The sequence below is a fragment of the Desulfospira joergensenii DSM 10085 genome, from assembly GCF_000420085.1.
Taxonomy (GTDB): Bacteria; Desulfobacterota; Desulfobacteria; order Desulfobacterales; family Desulfobacteraceae; genus Desulfospira; species Desulfospira joergensenii.
This window is the reverse complement of sequence record NZ_ATUG01000001.1, coordinates 1,250,679-1,268,968: the sequence shown is the minus strand read 5'-3', so window position 1 is coordinate 1,268,968 and position 18,290 is coordinate 1,250,679. Positions and strand designations below refer to the sequence as shown.

Below are 18,290 nucleotides of genomic sequence, written 5' to 3'. Positions count from 1 at the left end.
ATTTTTGGTATTTATCCTTTGTTTTTAAGAGTTTGTCAAGACTTTTTTTGTAATGTGTCAACCGCGACAGCAGGGGCTTTCCGTCCCGGGAACCCTATCCCACAGGGTCTGAACTTAGGTTGTCAGACCCCGGCCTTTGTGATAAATTCCCCGGAAAAATGATAATTGCTAGAATAAAATTAAGGATAAACCATGGTTGAAAATAAAAATTATACCACCCCATTTACCATCGATGACCCCGAGGTGATCAAAACGGATCTGCTGGAACCCATTGAATATGCGTATAAATCGAAACGGAGCATTGATATCCGGATCCGCCAGCCCGAATATACCTCGGTCTGCCCCATGACCGGCCTTCCGGACAATGGATGCATCATTATCGAGTATCGGCCGGACCAGTACATCGTGGAGTTGAAATCCCTGAAATATTACCTGCTCCAGTACAGGAATGTAGGCATGTTTTACGAACATGTGGTCAATAAGATCCTGGATGATCTGGCAGGGGTGATCAAGCCCCTGAGCATGAAGGTCACCGGCGAATTCACGCCCAGGGGGGGGATCAGTTCCGTCGCCACTGCGGTTTATGAAAAGGAATGATCTGCAGGCCTGTCCTCTTCTTTTGGCAGGGATTGCCTGAAGGAGAGGATCAGCTCCAGGGCATGGGCCTGGGATTGGATTCCGGACAGTTCCCTCCGGAAGGAGGAGGACCCCGGCAGTCCCTTGACAAACCAGGAGAGTCTGCCCCGGAGCATTTTGCAGGCCGGACCTTCTCCGAAATATTCCACAACCATCCGGGTCAGTTCTTCCATCTTTTCAAAGATCTCTTTTGTCCCGGACCGGGGATATGTTCCGGTGGCCAGAAACTCGTCCACCCGGGAGGGGAGAAAGGGATCGGCCATGGCGGCCCGTCCGATCATGACACCGTCGCACCCGGTCTGGGATATCATCCGGGCGGCATCTTCAACGCTGTTGATATCGCCGTTTCCGATCACCGGGATGGAAATTTTCTCTTTGATCTGCCGGATCAGGTCCCAGTCTGACCTGCCCTTGAATCCCTGGGAAGCGGTCCGGGGATGGATGACAAGACCATCCACCCCCTCTTCTTCTGCCATCCGGGCCAGGTCCAGGGCCTGGCCACCGGACCGGTCCCACCCGGATCGGATCTTGATGGTAAAGGGCAGGCAGGTGGCCCTTCGGACGGCGCGGATGATGCGCCGGGAGAGTTCCGGCTCTTTCATCAAGGCCACACCTGCCCCCTGTTTGATGACCTTTTTGACGCTGCAGCCAAAGTTGATGTCCAGGATATCCGCACTGCCGGTCTGCTCCACGACCCCGGCGGCATGGGCCATGGATTCGGGATCTGCCCCGAATATCTGGACGGACAACGGTTTTTCCTCCTCGCAGGAGGCCATGAGGGTCAGGGTTTTTTCAGAATCGTAAAATATCCCCTTGGCGCTGACCATCTCCGAACAGACCACGCCGCAGCCGCAGCCCTTGACCAGCCTGCGGAAGGGCAGATTGGTAATCCCGGCCAAAGGGGCGAGAAAGGTCTTTCCCTCAATTTTCAAATTTTTTATTTTCATTGGATCCTGTTTTTTTCGTTCGCGTATCCATCCCCGTGTTCGCGTAGCAGAACAGACAATCATGGAAGCAGGGATGGTCTTCATATGAGCCGATGTCAATGGATTTAGTACAGCGGCATCCCAGCTTGGATCTCTGGCCGTAGTCCCGGGCCAGCAAAGGGTTTCCCTTGTAGATCCTCTTCAGGAGAGGGCCGTCAATGCAGGCGTTTTCTTCCATAAAAGGACCTGGACTCTCCTTTTGGTCCGGGACGTTTTCTTGCTTTTCGCTGATTTCCCGGAACAGGCCGGATTCGCAGCACAGGGAGAGCCTGATTTTTCTGGAGCCTAGAAAGGCGGCCATGCGTTCAAGGATCTTGATTTTTTCTTCCTGCCCGGGATCATGAAAGGTGATTTTGGGTTTTCCCCGGGAAATCATCTGGTTCACCCGTCTTTTAACCTTGGCATAGGCGTCATAAAAACTGGTGACGCATTTTGGAATGCCCAGATCGGCTGCTGCATCTGCGATTATGGGGAAGTCCTTAAGATTGTTCTCCATCCTGCCGTCGTCTTTTTTAAAAAAGCAGATGGGGTCAAATCGCCAGGCAATCCTGTCCGGGCCGAACCGCCCGGAGAGGCGGGCGAGCTGGCTCAGCCGCTCCCCAAGGGGAGGAATTCCCGGTTCAAGCACAGTGGATTGAGAGTTGATGGTAAAGTTAAAAAAAAGAGGATAGCCCAGGTCCGTCAGTATCCGGTCTGCCTCCCGGTCCAGGAAAGGTCCGTAGTTTTTTGACCAGAATACAATGGAATGGGTATTGTCCGGGGTGACGCTGACGAATCTTTCTTTCTGGTTATAGGGGTTTTTAATCCTGAAGCCCCCTTTCTGGATCCGGTCCATGAACCAGTCCGTATACCCTCCCGGAATATCGGTCCGCCTGGACGCTGAAATAATCTGATCCCCTGTCCGGCCCATGGAAGGATAAACGCTATTCCTGTTTTTTTTGAAAGTCTGAAAAGGAGATCACCCGGCCGTTCTCGTCCGGGGAGGCGTCCCGGGAAGGACTGTCTTTTTCAGGTTCCGGGTCCTGGGTCTCAGAATTTTCCGGGGCCGGAGAATCATTCATTTTACTGGAAAGGGGCAGTTCCTCCACCGGGCAGACTACTTTTTCCAGTCTCATTCTCTTCTGGTTCATCTGGAATTCCGTACCGTTGATATAATCATCTTTTAGAATCCATACCACGACCTGGAGGGGAATCTGGAGCATGAGCAGCTTGATCTGAAACCAGTCTTTCTTATGGTCCGGGAGAATGCTTTCGATCCTGGCGAAGGAGACAGGAGCATCTTCCAGGTATATGAGCACTAAATCATTGGGTTTTGCCATGGGGCCTCGTTGTTTTTTTCTTGTTAATGGGACAGATATAACATAATCTTTCCTGGACGGAAACCTTAACTCAAAGGCAGCTGTTCCTAAAATATGTCAAACAGGTTTGAACCGGGAAATAGAAAATGGCAGGTGTTTGGTCTGGTCGGGGTTTCGATTTTCATGTCCACCCTGGATTCCAGCATCGTCAATGTGGCCCTTCCCTATATCATGGATGATCTTTCCTCGGATGTCCAGACCATCCAATGGGTGGTGATCATCTATCTTTTGACGGTCTCCTCCCTTCTTCTGACCTTTGGCCGGCTTTCCGATATCCGGGGGCGACAGTCGGTTTATATTGCCGGATTCATGGTCTTTACCCTGGGGTCTCTTTTATGCGGAATCGCACCGGGACCCGGGTTGCTTATCCTGGCAAGGGCGGTTCAGGGGATGGGGGCATCCATGCTCATGGCCTGTTCCCCGGCCCTGATCGTGGATGTATTTGAGAAAGAAGAACGGGGCAGGGCCCTGGGAATGGTGGGAGCGGTGGTGGCGGCCGGGCTGACCACGGGACCCGTGGCCGGCGGTTTGATCCTGGAGTATTTCTCCTGGCGGGTTATCTTTTTTCTCAACCTGCCCATCGGCATCTTTGCCGTCCTGGCCGGATGGCGGATTTTAAACCGGATCTCCCGGGCAAAGGGGAATCAAGAACCCCTGGACAAGGTTGGAAGCCTTATGATGATCTGCATGCTCGGTTTTCTGATCACAGGACTTGCCCGGTCTTCGGACTGGGGATTTTTTTCTTTTAAAGTCGGATTGTGCATGCTCGGGGCCCTTGCCGGGTTTGCCGGATTTGTCCTGAATGAGAGGCAGTCCTCCTTTCCCCTGTTTGACCTGGGCCTGTTAAAGATCCGGCTTTTTGCCCTGCCCCTGGCTTCCGCAGCCATCCTGTTCGCCTCCCTCTTTGTCCTGATCTTCATGATGCCCTTTTACCTGGCCTATCCCTGCGGGTTTTCCGCATCCAGAACCGGGATGGTCATGATCGTCCCCTTTTTGTTTCTCCTGGTGGTTTCTCCGGTATCCGGGGCCATGTTTAACCGGGCCGGATCCAGGCTCCTCTGCACCGCCGGAATGGGCCTCCTGGGCCTATCCCTGTTCTTTTTGGGTTTTCTTGATCCCGGATCCGGGGTGATCCCCGTGCTCTGGCGAATGGCCCTGGCCGGGATCGGAACCGCCCTGTTTATATCGCCCAACAATACGGCCATTATGGGGGCTGTGCCCGCAGACCGAAGGGGAACGGCATCCGGGGCCGTGGCCACGGCCAGGAACCTGGGCATGGTATTCGGGGTGGCCATGGCCGGGGCCCTTTTTTCATCGGCCTTTCCCTTCCAGTCCGGAGGATTTGAAGGCTTTGCCCCCTCAATGATACCCGGGTTCATGGAGGGCTTCAGAAGGGTAATGGCCGCCGGCACTGCCATGGCAGGGCTGGGACTGGTGGTGAGTTTTTTGAGGGGAAGAGAAAAAAATAAGAATGGATAAGTAAGAATGACTTGCAAATTTTTGGAAGTTAGAGAAGGGGGAAAGGATATGACGCCAAAATTATTCAACTATGAGATCCTGGATCAGCCGGAAGTGGTTCAATTTCTTTTTCATCCCAGACCGGAACCGGGATTCAGGCCCCAGGCACCGGACAGGGAGGATTTTTCAATTCCCGTTGCAGACGGAATCGAGGTGGGGGCATCCCTTCATCTGTCGTCTGCCCAGGCCCCGACCCTTCTGTTTTTCCACGGAAACGGGGAAATCGTTTCCGATTACGATGATCTGGGCGGATTTTTTGTGGGCCAGGGCCTGAACTTTTTTGTTGCGGATTACCGGGGGTATGGCAGGTCCACGGGAATGCCCACGGTGTCCTCCATGATGGAAGACAGCCTAAAGGTTCTTGATTTTTTAATTCAAATGAAAAAGCAAAGAAACTTTATGGGAAAGATCTGCGTCATGGGCCGGTCCCTGGGCAGCGCTCCGGCCCTGGAACTGGCCCGTCTAAGGCAGGAGGGCATATCCTGCCTGATCATTGAGAGCGGATTTGCTCGGGTTTCCCCGCTGCTTGAAACCCTTGGCATCCGGCTGCCGGGGCGGAACCCGGAACCCGGGTCTGAGAATGTCCATAAGATAAAGAATTTTTCAAAGCCCTGCCTGATCATCCATGCGGAGTTTGATCACATCATCCCCTTTAGCGACGGTCTGGCCCTGTACGAGGCCTGCCCCTCCCCGGAGAAAACTCTTCTGGAAATCAAAGGGGCCAATCACAATGATATCTTTATCAGAGGAATGACCCCGTATCTTGAGGCGGTAAAACGGATCTGCCGTCCCTGACTACTCACCGGCCAGGGGGACAATAAAAACCGGTACGGATGTCCGTTTCAAGACCTTTCGGACCAGTTTCGAGCCCATGGCCTCTGCCAGGAGCCCCTTCTGTTTGCAGCCCATGACAATGAGGTCGCAGTCTTCGTCCACGGCAGTGGATACCACCTCATCGGCAATGGAGCGGCTTTCGGAGACCAGGATTTTGCCTATGGGAGACTCGGTTTCCAGGGGAGTTTCATCTTCCAGGAATCCTGAAATGGCCTGGCGTATCTTAAGGGCATCCACGTTTTTCCCGATGAGAAGGTTCCGGGCACCGGTTTTGTGTTCGTTTTTGATATTCTTGTACAATTCTTCGCCAAAGGCCATTCTGACTCTTTTTTCCGAACTGGAACTGGCCTCCTCCATGACGTGGAGAACGATGATCTCCGCTTCGGCGTAAACCGCCATGGATGCTGCATAATCAAACACCTGCTTCATCCCCTTTGACAGATCCGATGCGAAAAGTATTTTCTTGGGTTTCTGGATCATTTTAATTTTCTCCGATGGTTGTCGTAAATAGAACTATAAAATTAATATCCTACAGGATCAATTCCCAATGATCAATTCAATTCAACCGGGCAACCTGCCCGGAACTTCAGCCGGCTCATGAAAATCCCTTGGGCCCATCCGAGGCACAGGTCCCGATGCCGGCTCCCATGAAACTTGTGGCACTCATCTTTTTTTGAATGTCCCTGCTGCGGCAGTCCGGGCACTCTATCTTGTCCTTTTCACCGGCAAATACAAGCCTTTCAAACTCTTTTTTACAGGCCTGACAGCGGTATTCAAAAATCGGCATCTCCCCTCCCTGAAAATAATGGTTTGCGCTTTTCTATTTTATCCCCTCCTTGAAATCAGTATAAATGATGATCATTCTTTGGAAAATGTAAAGATAAGGGGGAGACCATGAAAGAACTTTTATATGTGGGCATTTTCATCGCCGTCTACCTGCTGCTTCAGATTGTCATCCTTCCCAGAATGGGAGTGTCCACCTGAATGCGGGATGCCTGTCAGGTGACGGGAAAAAAAGACAAGGCCGGAACAGCAGATATTTTCAACGGGAAAAAGAAAAATTGAAACATTTTAAGGGCTGTTTGGCGGTCTATGAATGATAGATCGGGTGCTGCAGAGGCACTTCCCCGCCATCCATCCGGGGATGGGTTTTGGGTTTGACAGACTGACCTCTCCGGGATATAGTGAAAAGTGTAAACCAACACTTAACACTTTTCAGGATTGGAATTTCAAAATCCATGGCAGATTCATCCCCTGTCTCAAAATCTAACCGGCCCATGCTCAAGATGAAGCAGTTGGTCGAAGCTGCCCAGGTCCCCAAATCCACCATCCTCCTCTATGTCGGCAAAGGCCTTCTGCCGGAACCGGTAAAGACCAGTCCCAACATGGCCTGGTATGATCCTGTCTGTATTGAAAGAATCCGTTTTATTAAAAAGGCCCAGGCCGAACACCGGCTTCCCCTGGCCGCCATTAAAGGATTGATCCGGGAAATGGACCGGGGCCGGGATATCTCACCCCTCCTGGAACTCCAGTCCCTGGTTTTCGGTTCTGCCGGGGAAAAAATGGATAAATCCGCCCTTTGTTCTGCATCGGGGCTTGATCCCGGGGCCGTGGACAGGCTCTGTCGTTTACACCTGCTGATTCCCGTTGAAGAGGACGTTTTTGACGGACATGACCTGGGGGTGGCCCTGTTGGTGAAACAGGGGCTGGATATGGGGATGGATCTCCATGATCTGAAATTTTATCCTGAATTTGCAGAAAAAATCGCCGACACCGAGATCCAAATGAGGGAAAAGTATACAAGGGATCTGGACTTTAAAGAGAACGCCTCCCTCACCCTGGAGCTGACACGGCTGGCCAGGGGGCTTAGGTCCTATATCATCGACCGGACCCTGCAGAAAAAACTGATTGAATTTAAAGGTCTGAAAAAAAACAAGAATCCGAAAAATAATTAACTCTTGGAGGTCCTATGACCGATCCTCTGTTCACCCCCGTTACCATCAATCAACTGTCCCTGGACAACCGGATTTACCTGCCGGCCATGCATCTGGGCATGGCCGTGGATTTTGAGGTTACCGACCAGATTGTCGACTTCTATGCCCGGCGGGCTAAGGGCCAACCTGGAATGATCTGCGTGGGGTATGCCACCGTGGACGATCTTTCCGGAAATACCCAGAACATCGGGGCCCATGACGACCGGTTCCTGCCCGGACTTGAACGGCTGGCCTCGGCCATCCAGGAGAACGGATCCAGGGCCGCCGTCCAGATCAACCATGCCGGCCGGTATAATTTTTCATTTTTCCTCAACGGAAAACAGCCTGTGGCCCCTTCCCCCGTTGCCTCCCGGATGACCCGGGAAATCCCTAGGGAAATGACCCCGGAGGAGATCCAGGAGACGATCAGGGCCTTTGCCTCGGCAGCCCTCCGGGTAAAAAAGGCCGGATTTGACGCCGTGGAGGTCCTGAGCGGCACCGGATACCTGATCAGCGAATTCTTATCCCCCCTGACCAACCAGAGAATCGACGCGTACGGGGGCAGCCTGGAGAACCGGATGCGGTTCGGCCTTGAAGTGATGTCCGCGGTCCGGGAGGCCGTGGGAGAGGACTTCCCCCTGGTCGTCCGTATGAACGGCAATGACTTCATGGAGGGGGGCAACTCCAGGGAGGAACTTAAGGCCTATGCCTCGGCCCTCTCCCTTGGGCCTGCGGATGCCCTCTGCATCAACGTGGGCTGGCACGAGGCCCGGGTTCCCCAGATTGTGGCCCAGGTTCCCCGGGGGGCCTTTGCCTACCTGGCCCGGGGGATAAAAGAACAGGTGGATGTCCCGGTGATTGCCAGCCATCGGATCAATGATCCGGAAACGGCCCGGGAAATGATCCGGGAAGGCTTTTGCGACATGGTGGCCATGGGCCGGAGCCTCATTGCCGATCCCATGCTGCCCCTGAAAGCCAAAGCCGGAAAGGAAAGGGAAATCGTCCACTGCATTGCCTGCGCCCAGGGCTGTTTTGACAATCTTTTCAGCCTCAAGCACGTGGAATGCCTGTGCAATCCCCTGGCCGGCCACGAATGCGGGGAGGCAAAAGAAAAAACCCCCCATCCCAAAAAGATCCTGGTGGCCGGGGGGGGACCGGCCGGCATGACCGCGGCCCTGACCGCCCGCCGCAGGGGGCATGATGTGGTCCTTTACGAGGCGTCCCGCCGCCTGGGCGGCCAGCTCCATCTGGCTGCGGCTCCTCCGGGCAGGGAAGAGTTTGCCCAGTTTGCCGGGGACCTTGAGGTTCAGACGGCCCTTGAAAAAATTCCTGTGGTTCTGAATACCCGGGTTGATCAGGCCTTGATTGAAAAAGAAAAACCCGACGCCGTCATCCTTGCCACGGGAGCCCGGCCCCGGGTCCCGGATATCCCGGGCATGGATCTTCCCCATGTGGCCGAATCCTGGGATGTGCTGACGGACAAAAGGATCACCGGCCGGAAAACGGTGATCATCGGCGGGGGAGCCGTGGGAGTGGAAACCGCACTCTTCCTGGCGGAAAAGGGAACTCTTCCCCCTGATGTGCTCAAATTTCTACTGGTCAACCGGGCCGAATCCTGTGAAGTTCTCCATGACATGGCGGTAAAGGGGAGCAAAGAAGTCATTCTCATCGAGATGATGGAGAAAATCGGCGCCGGCATCGGAAAATCCACCAAGTGGGGCATGATGCAGGATCTGGGGCGTTTCGGGGTGGAGACCCTCACCCGGGCACGGGTGACTCAAATCACGCCGGAGGGTCTGGAGTATGAGCAGGACGGGAAACTCATTTCTCTTACAGCCGATACCGTGGTTGTGGCAGCCGGCTCCGCCTCCCACAACCCCCTGGAATCCCTGGTCAGAAAGATGGAAATTGAGTGTGAGGTGGCCGGGGATGCCGTCAAGGTCGGCACGGCCTTTGATGCGGTTCACCAGGGGTATCAGGCAGCCTTGAACATATAGGGCCGGGCCTGGGAATCATCCTTTATCTTGATTGACGGGCAGGGGAAAATTATTCCAGAGGCCTTCAGGGCATGAATTCCGGGCAGGCCCTGAAAAATTCATCCACCCGGTCTGTATATGCCGTAACCGATGTGGATTTTAGTATTTTTTTCAAGGGTTTCCGGCTGTCCTTAAAGGAGGGGCCCAGAAAATTCCAGAAGCCCTTCATCCTTCCGATGAGATGGCCCGGACCCGAGAAGATCTTTTCATATTCCTTGAAGAGGTCTTCGTGGAATGGAGCCAGCCGGTTCAGCCGATCCGGATTTTCCGGAGCCGTTCCCCGGAGTTCCTCGGCCAGAAAGGGATTGGCCAGGATTCCCCGGCCGATCATGAACCGTCTGACCCTGGGAAACCGGTCCCTGACCCGGAAGAAAGAGTCCCTGTCCGTGATGTCCCCGTTGTAGGTGAATTCATGGCGGCTGCCTTCCATGGCCTTTCCAAAGGCATCCAGGTCGGCATCCCCCTGGTACATCTGGACCCCGGTCCGGGGATGGAGGATGATCTCCTCCAGGTCGTGGTTGTCGAACATGGCGATCAGATTGTGGATCTCATCTCCGGATTTCCGTCCCAGGCGGATCTTCACGGAAAGGGAGGTAGAAATATTGGGGATGATGACGGAAAGAAGCCGGTCAATCTCTTCGGGAAAGAGGAGCAGGCCCGAGCCCCGTTTTTTTTTTGCGATTTTTGAATGGGGGCAGCCCAGGTTCCAGTTGATGCGGTCATGGCCCAGGGCAGCCAGACGATCGGCAAGGAAGATAAAGTCCCCGGCCACATTGCCCAGGATCTGGGGAACCACGGGCAGGCCTGGGTTGAGTTTTGGGTCCACATCCCTGATCCGGGCGGGCTTGAGCCGCTGCTGCCCCATGGTGGATATGAAAGGAGCCACAGCTTCGTCCATGCCGGAAAAATGCCGGGCAAATGTATTTCTGAATATCATGTCCGTGAACCCCTGGAGCGGGGCCAGGATGAGGGTGAAACTTCTATTTTTCATGGTTTCTTATTTTGTCCGGTTTAATCCAGGGGTAAAAAAACTTTGACAAAGCCGGGGGCTATACACTATAGAGTCAAATATTTTGGCCTGATCCTATATACGAGATCCTTTAAGATTGCAAGGAGCATTTACCATTATGAAAGAGCTTTACAGGGAAGTCATCAAGATCAACCAGATGGAAGACAACCATGACAAGGCCGCCAGAGCTGAGATCTTTTTCAAGAAGCTGAATACAATGGCCCTGCCGGAAAAATTCAACTGGGCCAAGGAGATCTTCGAGGATCTTCACGTCAAAGAGACCCCTGACAAAGCCGCATTGATATGGAACGACATTCACACCGGAGAGGCCTGCTCCTTTACCTATCTTCAACTGCTCCAAAAGACCAACAAGCTCATCAACTTCCTTTCCGCCCGGGGGCTGGGCCATAAAAGCAATATGTATCTCATGGCGCCGGTGGCCCCGGAAATCTGGGTGGCCAGTCTTTCCTGCATCAAGGCCGGCATGGTCACCGTGCCCACGGCAACCACCATGACCCCCAGGGAACTGGAGTTCCGGTTCGAAACCTATAAGCCCGATGTAATCCTGGCCGATCCCGACTCTGCCGAACTCATTGACCAGGCAGCAGAGGAGACCGGCATCCATCCCAAGGTCAAACTGGTCCTGGGTGAAAAAGAGGGGTGGACCTCCTTTGAAGAGATCGAATCCGAATCGGATGAGGCCGAGGCTGCCGAAACCCTGTCCGATGAAACCCTGTTCTGCTTTTTTACATCCGGCACCACAGGACTTCCCAAGCGGGTGGGACATACGGCTTCATCCTATCCCGTGGGCCATCTGTCCACCACGGTCATGATCGGGGTTCGGCCCGATGACGTCCATCACAATCTGAGCGCTCCGGGATGGGCAAAATGGGCCTGGTCCAGTTTTTTTGTCCCCTTTAACGTGGGCGCCACGGTTACTGCATTCTATTTTACCGCCCTGGACGGGGAGCAGTACCTGGACGCAGTGGCCGCAAACCGGGTAACCACTTTCTGCGCCCCTCCCACGGCCTGGCGCCTGTTCGTAAACATGAACCTGGAATCCTTTGACCTTTCCTCCCTCCGGCAGTCCATCAGCGCCGGGGAGCCCCTGAATCCCGAGGTGATTACCCGGTGGAAAAAGAGTACGGGCACGGAGATCCGGGATTTTTACGGCCAGACCGAGACCACGGCCATGATCGGCAATCCTCCCTGGATGGCGGGGAATATGCGCTCCGGCTCCTTCGGCCAGCCCTCCCCCATGTACGACGTGACCCTGGCCGATGACGAGGGCAATGAGATCACAGAGCCTGATCAGGTGGGGCATATCGTGATCAAGCTGGAAAAATGGCGGGGCCTGGGCCTTTTTTCCGAGTACATCGGCAACCCCGAGAAGATGAGTTCCGTATTTGTGGACAATTTCTACTATACCGGGGACCGGGCATCCTTTGATAAAGACGGATACTGGTGGTTTGTGGGACGGGCCGACGATGTGATCAAGTCCTCGGACTATCGCATCGGCCCCTTTGAAGTGGAAAGCGCACTTCTGGAACATCCTTCCGTGGCCGAAGCCGCCGTGGTCGGGGCTCCGGATCCCAACCGCTACCAGCTGGTCAAGGCCTATGTCATCCTCAACCCCACCTACGAGGGATCCCGGGAACTGGCCCTGGATCTGTTCAAGCATACCATCAATATCCTGGCCAAGTTCAAGATTCCCAGGATCATTGAATTTGTGACCGAGGTGCCCAAGACCATCAGCGGAAAGATCCGCCGGGTGGAACTCAGGGATATGGAAACAGCCAAATCCGATGGTGAGTCCGGTATTAAAGAGTACTTTTACTGGGATTTCCCGGAACTGAGCTCAAAGAAATAAACCCACACGGGTGTAGTTAACAGGGGGGGATTGCGAACTTTCGTTATCCCCCTTGGTTTATTTTAAAAGTTGGTGGTTTCCCGTTCCCTGGTTTTCAGTTCGGATTGACCTTGGCTCTGCAAGCCCTTTTTTGTGCAATTATCAAAATTTTTCCTCAATTCTGAAATGTCTGACTCGGAGGGGCAAAAGCCTTCATTATCGGCCGGGGCGGACTACGTCTCCGCAGAGTGAAAAATTTTGAGAGCCTCTAAATTCCATTGAGCTGAAGGGGAAAAACTCACTCCGTTCAGACAATTTCCCCTTTTAACCGCACAATTACATTAAGAGGCTCTACAAAATTCCACTCGATGTCTCCGCCGCAGTCCGCCCCGGCCTTCCAGGGATTCGGGCTGTGATGATGATTTCGGATTTTTATAAAAAAAAGGATCGGTAAGATTGTGGACTTTCAAGTTGCCGGCACTCCATCCTCCCTTTGGCCGGTAGCGGTATCTGATCTTCAGTCTTTTTGCAATCGGCTGCAAATTTGGAGACACAATATAAAACGACAGAAAATATGGTAAAGTGTCCCCCCCCCCTTTCCAGGATTCACGATAAGGGTTTTTCCAGGAGAAACACCCTGAGTTCGTCAACCAGATCAATGGGATCATCCGGGATATGGGCAGGCGAGGCCCAGCTTTTCACGCGGCAAAGGAGATCCAGGATTTTCTGGTTATCCGCAGGGCCGGGCAATTCTCGGTTAAAGTCATATTCACACAGGTCCTGGATACTTTCAAAGGATGCTGTTACCTGGAAGTGATCCTCATTCTTTAATGTGAATCGACTGCTCCTGATTGCGGCCTCAGCTGCCTCCAGTGCCTGTGTTTCATCGTCGAATAAATTGAAAAACAGTTCGAACTCCCCTCTGGCATTGGGTTCCACCACCAGGACGTGATTGCCGGGTTTCAGGACCCGGAAGGCCTCTTCCAGAGCAGATGCGCTCTCCTGGTGGTGAAGGGAAAGGGTAAACAGGACTAGGTCAAAGCAGTTGTCCGGGAAATCCAGGGCCTGGCCTGTGCCGGTTTGGAAATTGATTTCAGTGTCCAGCTGTTTTGCCTGTGCAATGCCGGCCGGATCAGGGTCAACCGCAATATAGGAGCCGGAACCCTTGGCCAGGTAAGTGGAAACACTGCCATTTCCACAGCCGATTTCCAGGATGTCCTTACCTGAAAAATCTATCGCGCCGTGCATAAAACGGACTTGGTCTTTATTTTTGTCATATTCCAAGGCGGCTTCCTTTTATGATTTGGGTTTTTCAAAACGGAATAGTTTGTTTTTTCCAGCAAAGATTAGACATTAAAGCCATACTCTTTCATATTTTTTCCAGTATTTTGTTTTTTGTTGAAATGACGTTTAAGCAACCTGCCGGCCTACGCATTTTATATTCGGCACCGGGAGTGTCAGTAAACTATGTGATAATTCAGATTTCATAGTATTTTTTTACATTGCCTCTAATGACTTGAGATGGTTTTGTAAATTGAACGGCAAATTCACTGGCGCAAGATCACGCGCGTCCACATGAAACGCTTGGTTATGCTTTTCCCTTTAATTTCTAATGCGTTCACTCAAGGTGTACAATGAATTCACAACAGGAATCTCCTCTTCCAATTGCTTTAATTATTTCTGTTCGTACAACTCCTTTATGAAATGGAGTAAAAATACTTTCAAACATTCCTGCAGAGCAAAGGCAGAATGTAGGATTAGGTTCAGCCAACCCTGAATTGACTAAATGACAACTGCATTTCTCTAAATTAATTGATATTTTATCTCCCATCATTTTCCAAAAGTCGCTAAGTTTCAAGACTTCCTTTTTTCTTTTATTTATCGCTTCAATCATTTCATTTATGGATTTTGGAGTTTTACCAAAATATTCAATGGTTTCAGCGAGAAATTGCTCTGCACATTTATTACCTGCCGATTTCATGGCCCATCGACACAACTCATCATTACCTGCACTATTTAAGGCGTTGGTGACTCCACTGATCCAATCTTTATTTCGCTTTATTGCAGCATCATTTATTTTTGTTGTCATATTATCTCCTCATTGCAAGTGGGATCAATACCAAACAGTGGGCATTACAACACCATAAAATCGATTTTTGGATTGTCTGAATTTAGGGCACAAATTTCTCCTATGTGGAGATGAAGATGAACACCATTGTCCACACCCATAATCTTTTCGATTATTGTATACAGTTTTTTTACAATGGGAGCAGTTTCGTGTGATGTCATCCTTGAAGAATTCAACCATATTTCCGCAATCCTTACATTTTACATCGAAAATTGCGTCTGATCCCCATTCTTGTGTATTATTTCCTGTACATTTTCTCATATCTTTAATCCTCGATTGTTTAGTGCTCTTTATTTTTGTTCAGTTTAAATATGATCATAATGCAGATTTGAGAAAAACACATCGCCCGTTTGGTGGATATTTTGATAAAATATATAAAGCATAACGCCGCGGTTCACCTGGCGCAGGGGGTTCTATATTTTTCTAAATATTGAAATGTTTCGTTAACCCAAAATGTTTAAGATCGGCTCGGTCCCTGTGATCTGGAGGAATCGCTTGTTACACGATGGTTATTTTATAAAGCCTTTCGGCACATACAATTCGGAACTTGCCCAGGCAATGCCTTGGGCCCTATAGTAGGCACTCTCGATTTCGTACAATTTTGGTTTGTTTGGTGAAGTTAAAGAAACAACAGATTGATACCCGTATAAATAGACTAGAAGCACCATTAGGCCAGACATAGAAAATAATACATTTCCAAGGTTTGCCTTCTTGAAATTGATGTTTCTCTCGTGTTTGACGTCATTGTATTCGTTCCACCATGGTAGACTTTTGTCAATTTTGAAATTATTCCACGGTTCAAATGACAGGTTATACAACGGAATTTTCACTTGGGCCTTGTGAAAGTCCGGAAATTTAGAATTGATGACGCAACGATAAGTGCTCATATTTGGATCGCGGGAACCTTTAGTCTTATCAAATAAGGGAGAATCAGCTTCTTTACAGAGAAGCTTGGCAACCACATCGACTTCTGAACATATCGACAAAAATAGTTTCGCAAACTCAATCGAATAAACTTCGTAGTTATCTTCGCTCAACTCTACAAATCGAGATATTCCAACAAGCTCATCTTCAAGCAACAAGAAATAGTGCCAATGAGGCTGGTTCATTTTTCGATGTCCTGTGTAACATAGATTATATGTATTTACGCAATTTCCCTTTTTTGATCCTGTTCCCAAACCCCATATGTAAAACCTATTGAAAAGTCAAGGAATCTTGCTGATATTGATTATGCGTATTTACATATAATCAATATTTGAAAAGCGTGCGCTTTTATATTTCACGGACTAAAATTTGACGGGTTGGCAGGGACACACTTTGATACTTGTAGTAAACTCCCCAGTGCAACAATCAAAAAAAATCAAGGTCACGCACCAATGGGCACTATTTAAAATGGCGCGAAGCCACCACAATTGTTCATTGTCAATTATTAATTCTTAATTGTGAAGTACGCGGTACTTCAACAACAAATGCCCCCCCTCAATTTTCACCACATCCAGCAGCTCAAGCCGGTGGTCCAGAGCCTCGCTGAACAGGGTCAGGCCCCTGCCGAAGAGCCGGGGGACCAGGGTCAGATGGATTTCATCGATGAGGTTTTCCTTCATGAACAGGCTGTTGATCTTGGCCCCGCCGATCAGGGCGGCGGATTCAAATCCCCGCGCGTTAAGGTCTTCCAGGATCCGGGCCGGAGAGCGGTCCGTGAAGATGAGATCCTTGTCATTGCTTTTCCGGGTTTTATCCCGGGTCATGACGATGTTTTCCCGGCCGGGCAGGGGCTTTCCAATGGTGTCCCAGGTGTTGGAGCCCATGATCACCACCCCGGCCTGCCGGGTGGTCCGGACAAAATATTTTTTATCTGCCTTGCCGCTCCAGTCCACCGGGTGCAGGGAATCCTTGGCAATCATTCCGTCTGCCGTGGCTGCCATTAAGAGGATGAGTTTCATTTTTTTTCCTTTATTCCTTTGGGTATGGAGAGTTCTCTCTTTATATCCCTTTTGAAAATGCATGGCAACTTTCCGGAAAACCCCGGGCTATAGTCATTCTTAAAATATAATTCCGGCTGGTCCGGGAGGAGCAAAGATTTTGCGCTTATTCTCGAAAATCATCCATGATTTTCTCCGAGGAGGGATCCCTTCTCCAGCGGCGTCCTGCCGCCCGAAGGAATCCAATCCGCGAAAACCTCTGCTCCTCCCTGGGTCTGGGCATCCCATTCCCGTAAGAAAACCCCGGGGATGGATGTTGACAAAGCTCAAATCGGATTTAACTTTGGTTAAACAAATAAGGCAAACCTAATTTTGTTGGTTATGTTCAGGCAAAATCACTAAAAAGGAGGATCGATATGAAAGAGACGGAAAGAAGAGTCGCAGAACATAGATGCCGGATAAAAGAACAGACAGACCTGGTCGATGAGATGACCCAGTGTGATGAGTCATCCGATATCCTTGAAAGCAAGTATGAATGCTACTCAAGAAAAACCAAAACCAGCCGTGAAAGCAAGGCCTGCGATCTGTCCTGACCCTTAAAATTTTATCCCAAGATTTGAGGCCCGGAAACGGATGTTTCCGGGTCTTTTATTTTCCCGTCATCTTTGAAGGATCCACCCACTCATGAAAGTCTTTTTTTGAAACCAGCTTAAGCTCTAAAGCGGCCTGTTCCAGAGTCTTGTTCTCCTGGTGGGCCTTTTTGGCGATCCGGGCGGCATTTTCATATCCGATATGGGGATTTAAAGCCGTGACCAGCATGAGGGAGTGGGTGAGATGGGCCCTGATCTTTTCAGGGACAGGCTCCAGCCCGTCCAAACAATGCTCCTGAAAGGAGAGGGCCGCATCTCCCAGGAGCCTGGCGGATTCGATAAAGTTTTTAATGATCACGGGTTTGAATACGTTGAGTTCAAAGTGGCCCGAGGCCCCGCCGATATTGACGGCCACATCATTGCCCATGACCTGGGTGCAGACCATGGTCAGGGCCTCGGCCTGGGTGGGGTTGACCTTGCCCGGCATGATAGAGGAGCCTGGCTCGTTGGCCGGCAGCATCAGTTCCCCCAGGCCGCACCGGGGCCCCGACCCGAGAAGGCGTATGTCGTTGGCGATTTTCATGAGACCGGCGGCCAGGGTTTTCAGACCACCGTGGGCTGAAACCAGTCCGTCATGGGCGGCAAGGGATTCAAATTTGTTGGGGGCCGTGATAAAGTCAAGTTTGGTGAGCCGGGCCACCTGCCGGGCCACGTCTTTGGCAAATCCGTCCGGGGTATTCAGACCCGTTCCCACGGCCGTGCCTCCCAAGGCAAGTTCCTTAAGATGGGCCAGGGTCGCTTCCAGGGCGGCCAGCCCATGATCCAGCATGGAGACATAGCCTGAAAATTCCTGCCCCAGGGTAAGGGGGGTGGCGTCCATGAGATGGGTCCGTCCGATCTTGACAAGGTCTTTCCAGGCCCGGGCCTTGGCGGCAAGCCCGTCCCTGAGCTGCCGGATGCAGGGCAGGGTGTGGCCGGTGAGAAGGGTGAGGGCTGCGATGTTCATGGCCGAAGGGAATACATCGTTGGATGACTGGGACCGGTTCACGTCATCGTTGGGATGGATCCGCCGTTTTCCTTTTCCCAGTTCATTGCCCAGGAGTACATGGGCCCGGTTGGCAATTACCTCGTTGACGTTCATATTGGTCTGGGTTCCGGAGCCGGTCTGCCAGATCTTGAGGGGGAAGTGGCTGTCCAGTTTTCCTTCCAGGACCTCGTCGCAGACCCGGATGATCACGGTTTTTTTGTCTTCCTCCAGCCCCCCCAGTTCATAATTGGTGAAGGCCGCGGCCTTTTTGATGATTCCCAGGGCCCGGATGACCTCCAGGGGCATGGTCTGGTCACCGATTCTGAAATTGTTTAAGGATCTCTGGGTCTGGGCCCCCCAGTAACGGTCGGCCGGAACCCTGACCTCTCCCATGGTGTCGGTTTCTATTCGGGTCTCCATGCGC

18 protein-coding genes are annotated in these 18,290 nt (G+C 51.6%); 7 read left to right on the top strand and 11 right to left on the bottom strand.

Features of this window, described 5'->3' with window-relative positions:
• Window positions 1–192: 192 nt before the first annotated feature.
• On the top strand, window positions 193–597 hold the full coding sequence (gene queF / locus F608_RS0106395; protein ID WP_022664788.1) for a preQ(1) synthase: 405 nt from the start codon (window positions 193–195) through the stop codon (window positions 595–597).
• Here the strand turns inward: queF and dusB are convergent.
• From dusB to F608_RS0106380, 3 genes are read right to left on the bottom strand one after another with little or no spacing between them, the layout of a single operon-like run.
• Window positions 582–1,583, bottom strand: a complete 1,002-nt coding sequence (dusB, locus tag F608_RS30930; protein ID WP_022664787.1) for a tRNA dihydrouridine synthase DusB — start codon at window positions 1,581–1,583, stop codon at window positions 582–584. The two genes, queF and dusB, sit on opposite strands and share 16 nt — an antisense overlap.
• Window positions 1,558–2,532, bottom strand: a complete 975-nt coding sequence (locus F608_RS30925) for a DUF1848 family protein (protein WP_022664786.1) — start codon at window positions 2,530–2,532, stop codon at window positions 1,558–1,560. Before F608_RS30925 ends, dusB begins: the two co-directional genes overlap by 26 nt.
• A gap of 13 nt (window positions 2,533–2,545) precedes the next feature.
• A complete protein-coding gene (locus F608_RS0106380; protein ID WP_022664785.1) occupies window positions 2,546–2,941 on the bottom strand; it encodes a hypothetical protein in 396 nt (131 codons plus the stop codon).
• Window positions 2,942–3,034: 93 nt separating this feature from the next.
• On the opposite strand from F608_RS0106380, the gene F608_RS0106375 reads away from it, so the two are divergent.
• A complete protein-coding gene (locus tag F608_RS0106375) occupies window positions 3,035–4,459 on the top strand; it encodes an MFS transporter (protein ID WP_022664784.1) in 1,425 nt (474 codons plus the stop codon).
• A 48-nt stretch (window positions 4,460–4,507) separates the two neighbouring features.
• Window positions 4,508–5,293 (top strand): alpha/beta hydrolase, encoded by a 786-nt coding sequence (locus tag F608_RS0106370; protein WP_022664783.1) that lies wholly within the window; start codon window positions 4,508–4,510, stop codon window positions 5,291–5,293.
• On the opposite strand, the gene F608_RS0106365 is transcribed toward F608_RS0106370, so the two are convergent.
• Window positions 5,294–5,812, bottom strand: a complete 519-nt coding sequence (locus tag F608_RS0106365) for a universal stress protein (protein WP_022664782.1) — start codon at window positions 5,810–5,812, stop codon at window positions 5,294–5,296.
• Window positions 5,813–5,927: 115 nt separating this feature from the next.
• Window positions 5,928–6,119, bottom strand: coding sequence for an FmdB family zinc ribbon protein (locus F608_RS0106360; RefSeq protein WP_022664781.1), 192 nt, complete (start codon window positions 6,117–6,119; stop codon window positions 5,928–5,930).
• Window positions 6,120–6,570: 451 nt separating this feature from the next.
• On the opposite strand from F608_RS0106360, the gene F608_RS34475 reads away from it, so the two are divergent.
• Together F608_RS34475 and F608_RS0106340 are read left to right on the top strand one after the other, a co-directional pair.
• Complete coding sequence (locus tag F608_RS34475; protein WP_022664779.1) at window positions 6,571–7,287, top strand: MerR family transcriptional regulator; 717 nt, start codon at window positions 6,571–6,573, stop codon at window positions 7,285–7,287.
• Between the two features lie 14 nt (window positions 7,288–7,301).
• The gene (locus F608_RS0106340; protein WP_022664778.1) at window positions 7,302–9,302 is read left to right on the top strand and encodes an oxidoreductase; all 2,001 of its coding nucleotides are present in this window, start codon (window positions 7,302–7,304) and stop codon (window positions 9,300–9,302) included.
• Window positions 9,303–9,366: 64 nt separating this feature from the next.
• Here F608_RS0106340 and F608_RS0106335 read toward each other — a convergent pair whose 3' ends face one another.
• A complete protein-coding gene (locus tag F608_RS0106335) occupies window positions 9,367–10,332 on the bottom strand; it encodes a tRNA dihydrouridine synthase (protein WP_022664777.1) in 966 nt (321 codons plus the stop codon).
• Between the two features lie 136 nt (window positions 10,333–10,468).
• Here F608_RS0106335 and F608_RS0106330 point away from each other — a divergent pair, with 136 nt between their 5' ends.
• Window positions 10,469–12,220, top strand: coding sequence for an acetate--CoA ligase (locus F608_RS0106330; protein ID WP_022664776.1), 1,752 nt, complete (start codon window positions 10,469–10,471; stop codon window positions 12,218–12,220).
• A gap of 585 nt (window positions 12,221–12,805) precedes the next feature.
• Here the strand turns inward: F608_RS0106330 and F608_RS34470 are convergent.
• The 4 genes from F608_RS34470 to F608_RS0106310 all read right to left on the bottom strand — a co-directional run bounded on the left by F608_RS34470 (window position 12,806) and on the right by F608_RS0106310 (window position 16,270).
• The gene (locus tag F608_RS34470; protein WP_022664775.1) at window positions 12,806–13,483 is read right to left on the bottom strand and encodes a class I SAM-dependent methyltransferase; all 678 of its coding nucleotides are present in this window, start codon (window positions 13,481–13,483) and stop codon (window positions 12,806–12,808) included.
• 334 nt (window positions 13,484–13,817) lie between these two features.
• A complete protein-coding gene (locus F608_RS0106320) occupies window positions 13,818–14,288 on the bottom strand; it encodes a methanogen output domain 1-containing protein (protein ID WP_022664773.1) in 471 nt (156 codons plus the stop codon).
• A 548-nt stretch (window positions 14,289–14,836) separates the two neighbouring features.
• A complete protein-coding gene (locus F608_RS30910; protein WP_022664771.1) occupies window positions 14,837–15,436 on the bottom strand; it encodes a hypothetical protein in 600 nt (199 codons plus the stop codon).
• A 327-nt stretch (window positions 15,437–15,763) separates the two neighbouring features.
• On the bottom strand, window positions 15,764–16,270 hold the full coding sequence (locus tag F608_RS0106310; protein ID WP_022664770.1) for a dihydrofolate reductase family protein: 507 nt from the start codon (window positions 16,268–16,270) through the stop codon (window positions 15,764–15,766).
• Window positions 16,271–16,665: 395 nt separating this feature from the next.
• Here F608_RS0106310 and F608_RS36120 point away from each other — a divergent pair, with 395 nt between their 5' ends.
• Window positions 16,666–16,842 carry a hypothetical protein gene (locus F608_RS36120; RefSeq protein ID WP_022664767.1) on the top strand — a complete coding sequence of 59 codons (177 nt, stop codon included), beginning with the start codon at window positions 16,666–16,668 and terminating at the stop codon, window positions 16,840–16,842.
• Between the two features lie 55 nt (window positions 16,843–16,897).
• Here F608_RS36120 and fumC read toward each other — a convergent pair whose 3' ends face one another.
• On the bottom strand, window positions 16,898–18,286 hold the full coding sequence (gene fumC / locus F608_RS0106290; protein ID WP_022664766.1) for a class II fumarate hydratase: 1,389 nt from the start codon (window positions 18,284–18,286) through the stop codon (window positions 16,898–16,900).
• Between the last annotated feature and the right edge of the window lie 4 nt (window positions 18,287–18,290).

Excerpts from the sequence above, each read along its gene's own strand:
- fumC (WP_022664766.1), bottom strand. The coding sequence starts at position 18,286 with ATGGAGACCCGAATAGAAACCGACACCATGGGAGAGGTCAGGGTTCCG.
- F608_RS34475 (WP_022664779.1), top strand. The coding sequence starts at position 6,571 with ATGGCAGATTCATCCCCTGTCTCAAAATCTAACCGGCCCATGCTCAAG.
- F608_RS0106380 (WP_022664785.1), bottom strand. The coding sequence starts at position 2,941 with ATGGCAAAACCCAATGATTTAGTGCTCATATACCTGGAAGATGCTCCT.
- F608_RS0106335 (WP_022664777.1), bottom strand. The coding sequence starts at position 10,332 with ATGAAAAATAGAAGTTTCACCCTCATCCTGGCCCCGCTCCAGGGGTTC.
- F608_RS0106310 (WP_022664770.1), bottom strand. The coding sequence starts at position 16,270 with ATGAAACTCATCCTCTTAATGGCAGCCACGGCAGACGGAATGATTGCC.
- F608_RS0106340 (WP_022664778.1), top strand. The coding sequence starts at position 7,302 with ATGACCGATCCTCTGTTCACCCCCGTTACCATCAATCAACTGTCCCTG.
- queF (WP_022664788.1), top strand. The coding sequence starts at position 193 with ATGGTTGAAAATAAAAATTATACCACCCCATTTACCATCGATGACCCC.
- F608_RS0106375 (WP_022664784.1), top strand. The coding sequence starts at position 3,035 with ATGTCAAACAGGTTTGAACCGGGAAATAGAAAATGGCAGGTGTTTGGT.
- F608_RS0106330 (WP_022664776.1), top strand. The coding sequence starts at position 10,469 with ATGAAAGAGCTTTACAGGGAAGTCATCAAGATCAACCAGATGGAAGAC.
- F608_RS30925 (WP_022664786.1), bottom strand. The coding sequence starts at position 2,532 with ATGGGCCGGACAGGGGATCAGATTATTTCAGCGTCCAGGCGGACCGAT.
- F608_RS0106360 (WP_022664781.1), bottom strand. The coding sequence starts at position 6,119 with ATGCCGATTTTTGAATACCGCTGTCAGGCCTGTAAAAAAGAGTTTGAA.
- F608_RS30910 (WP_022664771.1), bottom strand. The coding sequence starts at position 15,436 with ATGAACCAGCCTCATTGGCACTATTTCTTGTTGCTTGAAGATGAGCTT.
- F608_RS0106370 (WP_022664783.1), top strand. The coding sequence starts at position 4,508 with ATGACGCCAAAATTATTCAACTATGAGATCCTGGATCAGCCGGAAGTG.
- dusB (WP_022664787.1), bottom strand. The coding sequence starts at position 1,583 with ATGAAAATAAAAAATTTGAAAATTGAGGGAAAGACCTTTCTCGCCCCT.
- F608_RS36120 (WP_022664767.1), top strand. The coding sequence starts at position 16,666 with ATGAAAGAGACGGAAAGAAGAGTCGCAGAACATAGATGCCGGATAAAA.
- F608_RS0106365 (WP_022664782.1), bottom strand. The coding sequence starts at position 5,812 with ATGATCCAGAAACCCAAGAAAATACTTTTCGCATCGGATCTGTCAAAG.
- F608_RS0106320 (WP_022664773.1), bottom strand. The coding sequence starts at position 14,288 with ATGACAACAAAAATAAATGATGCTGCAATAAAGCGAAATAAAGATTGG.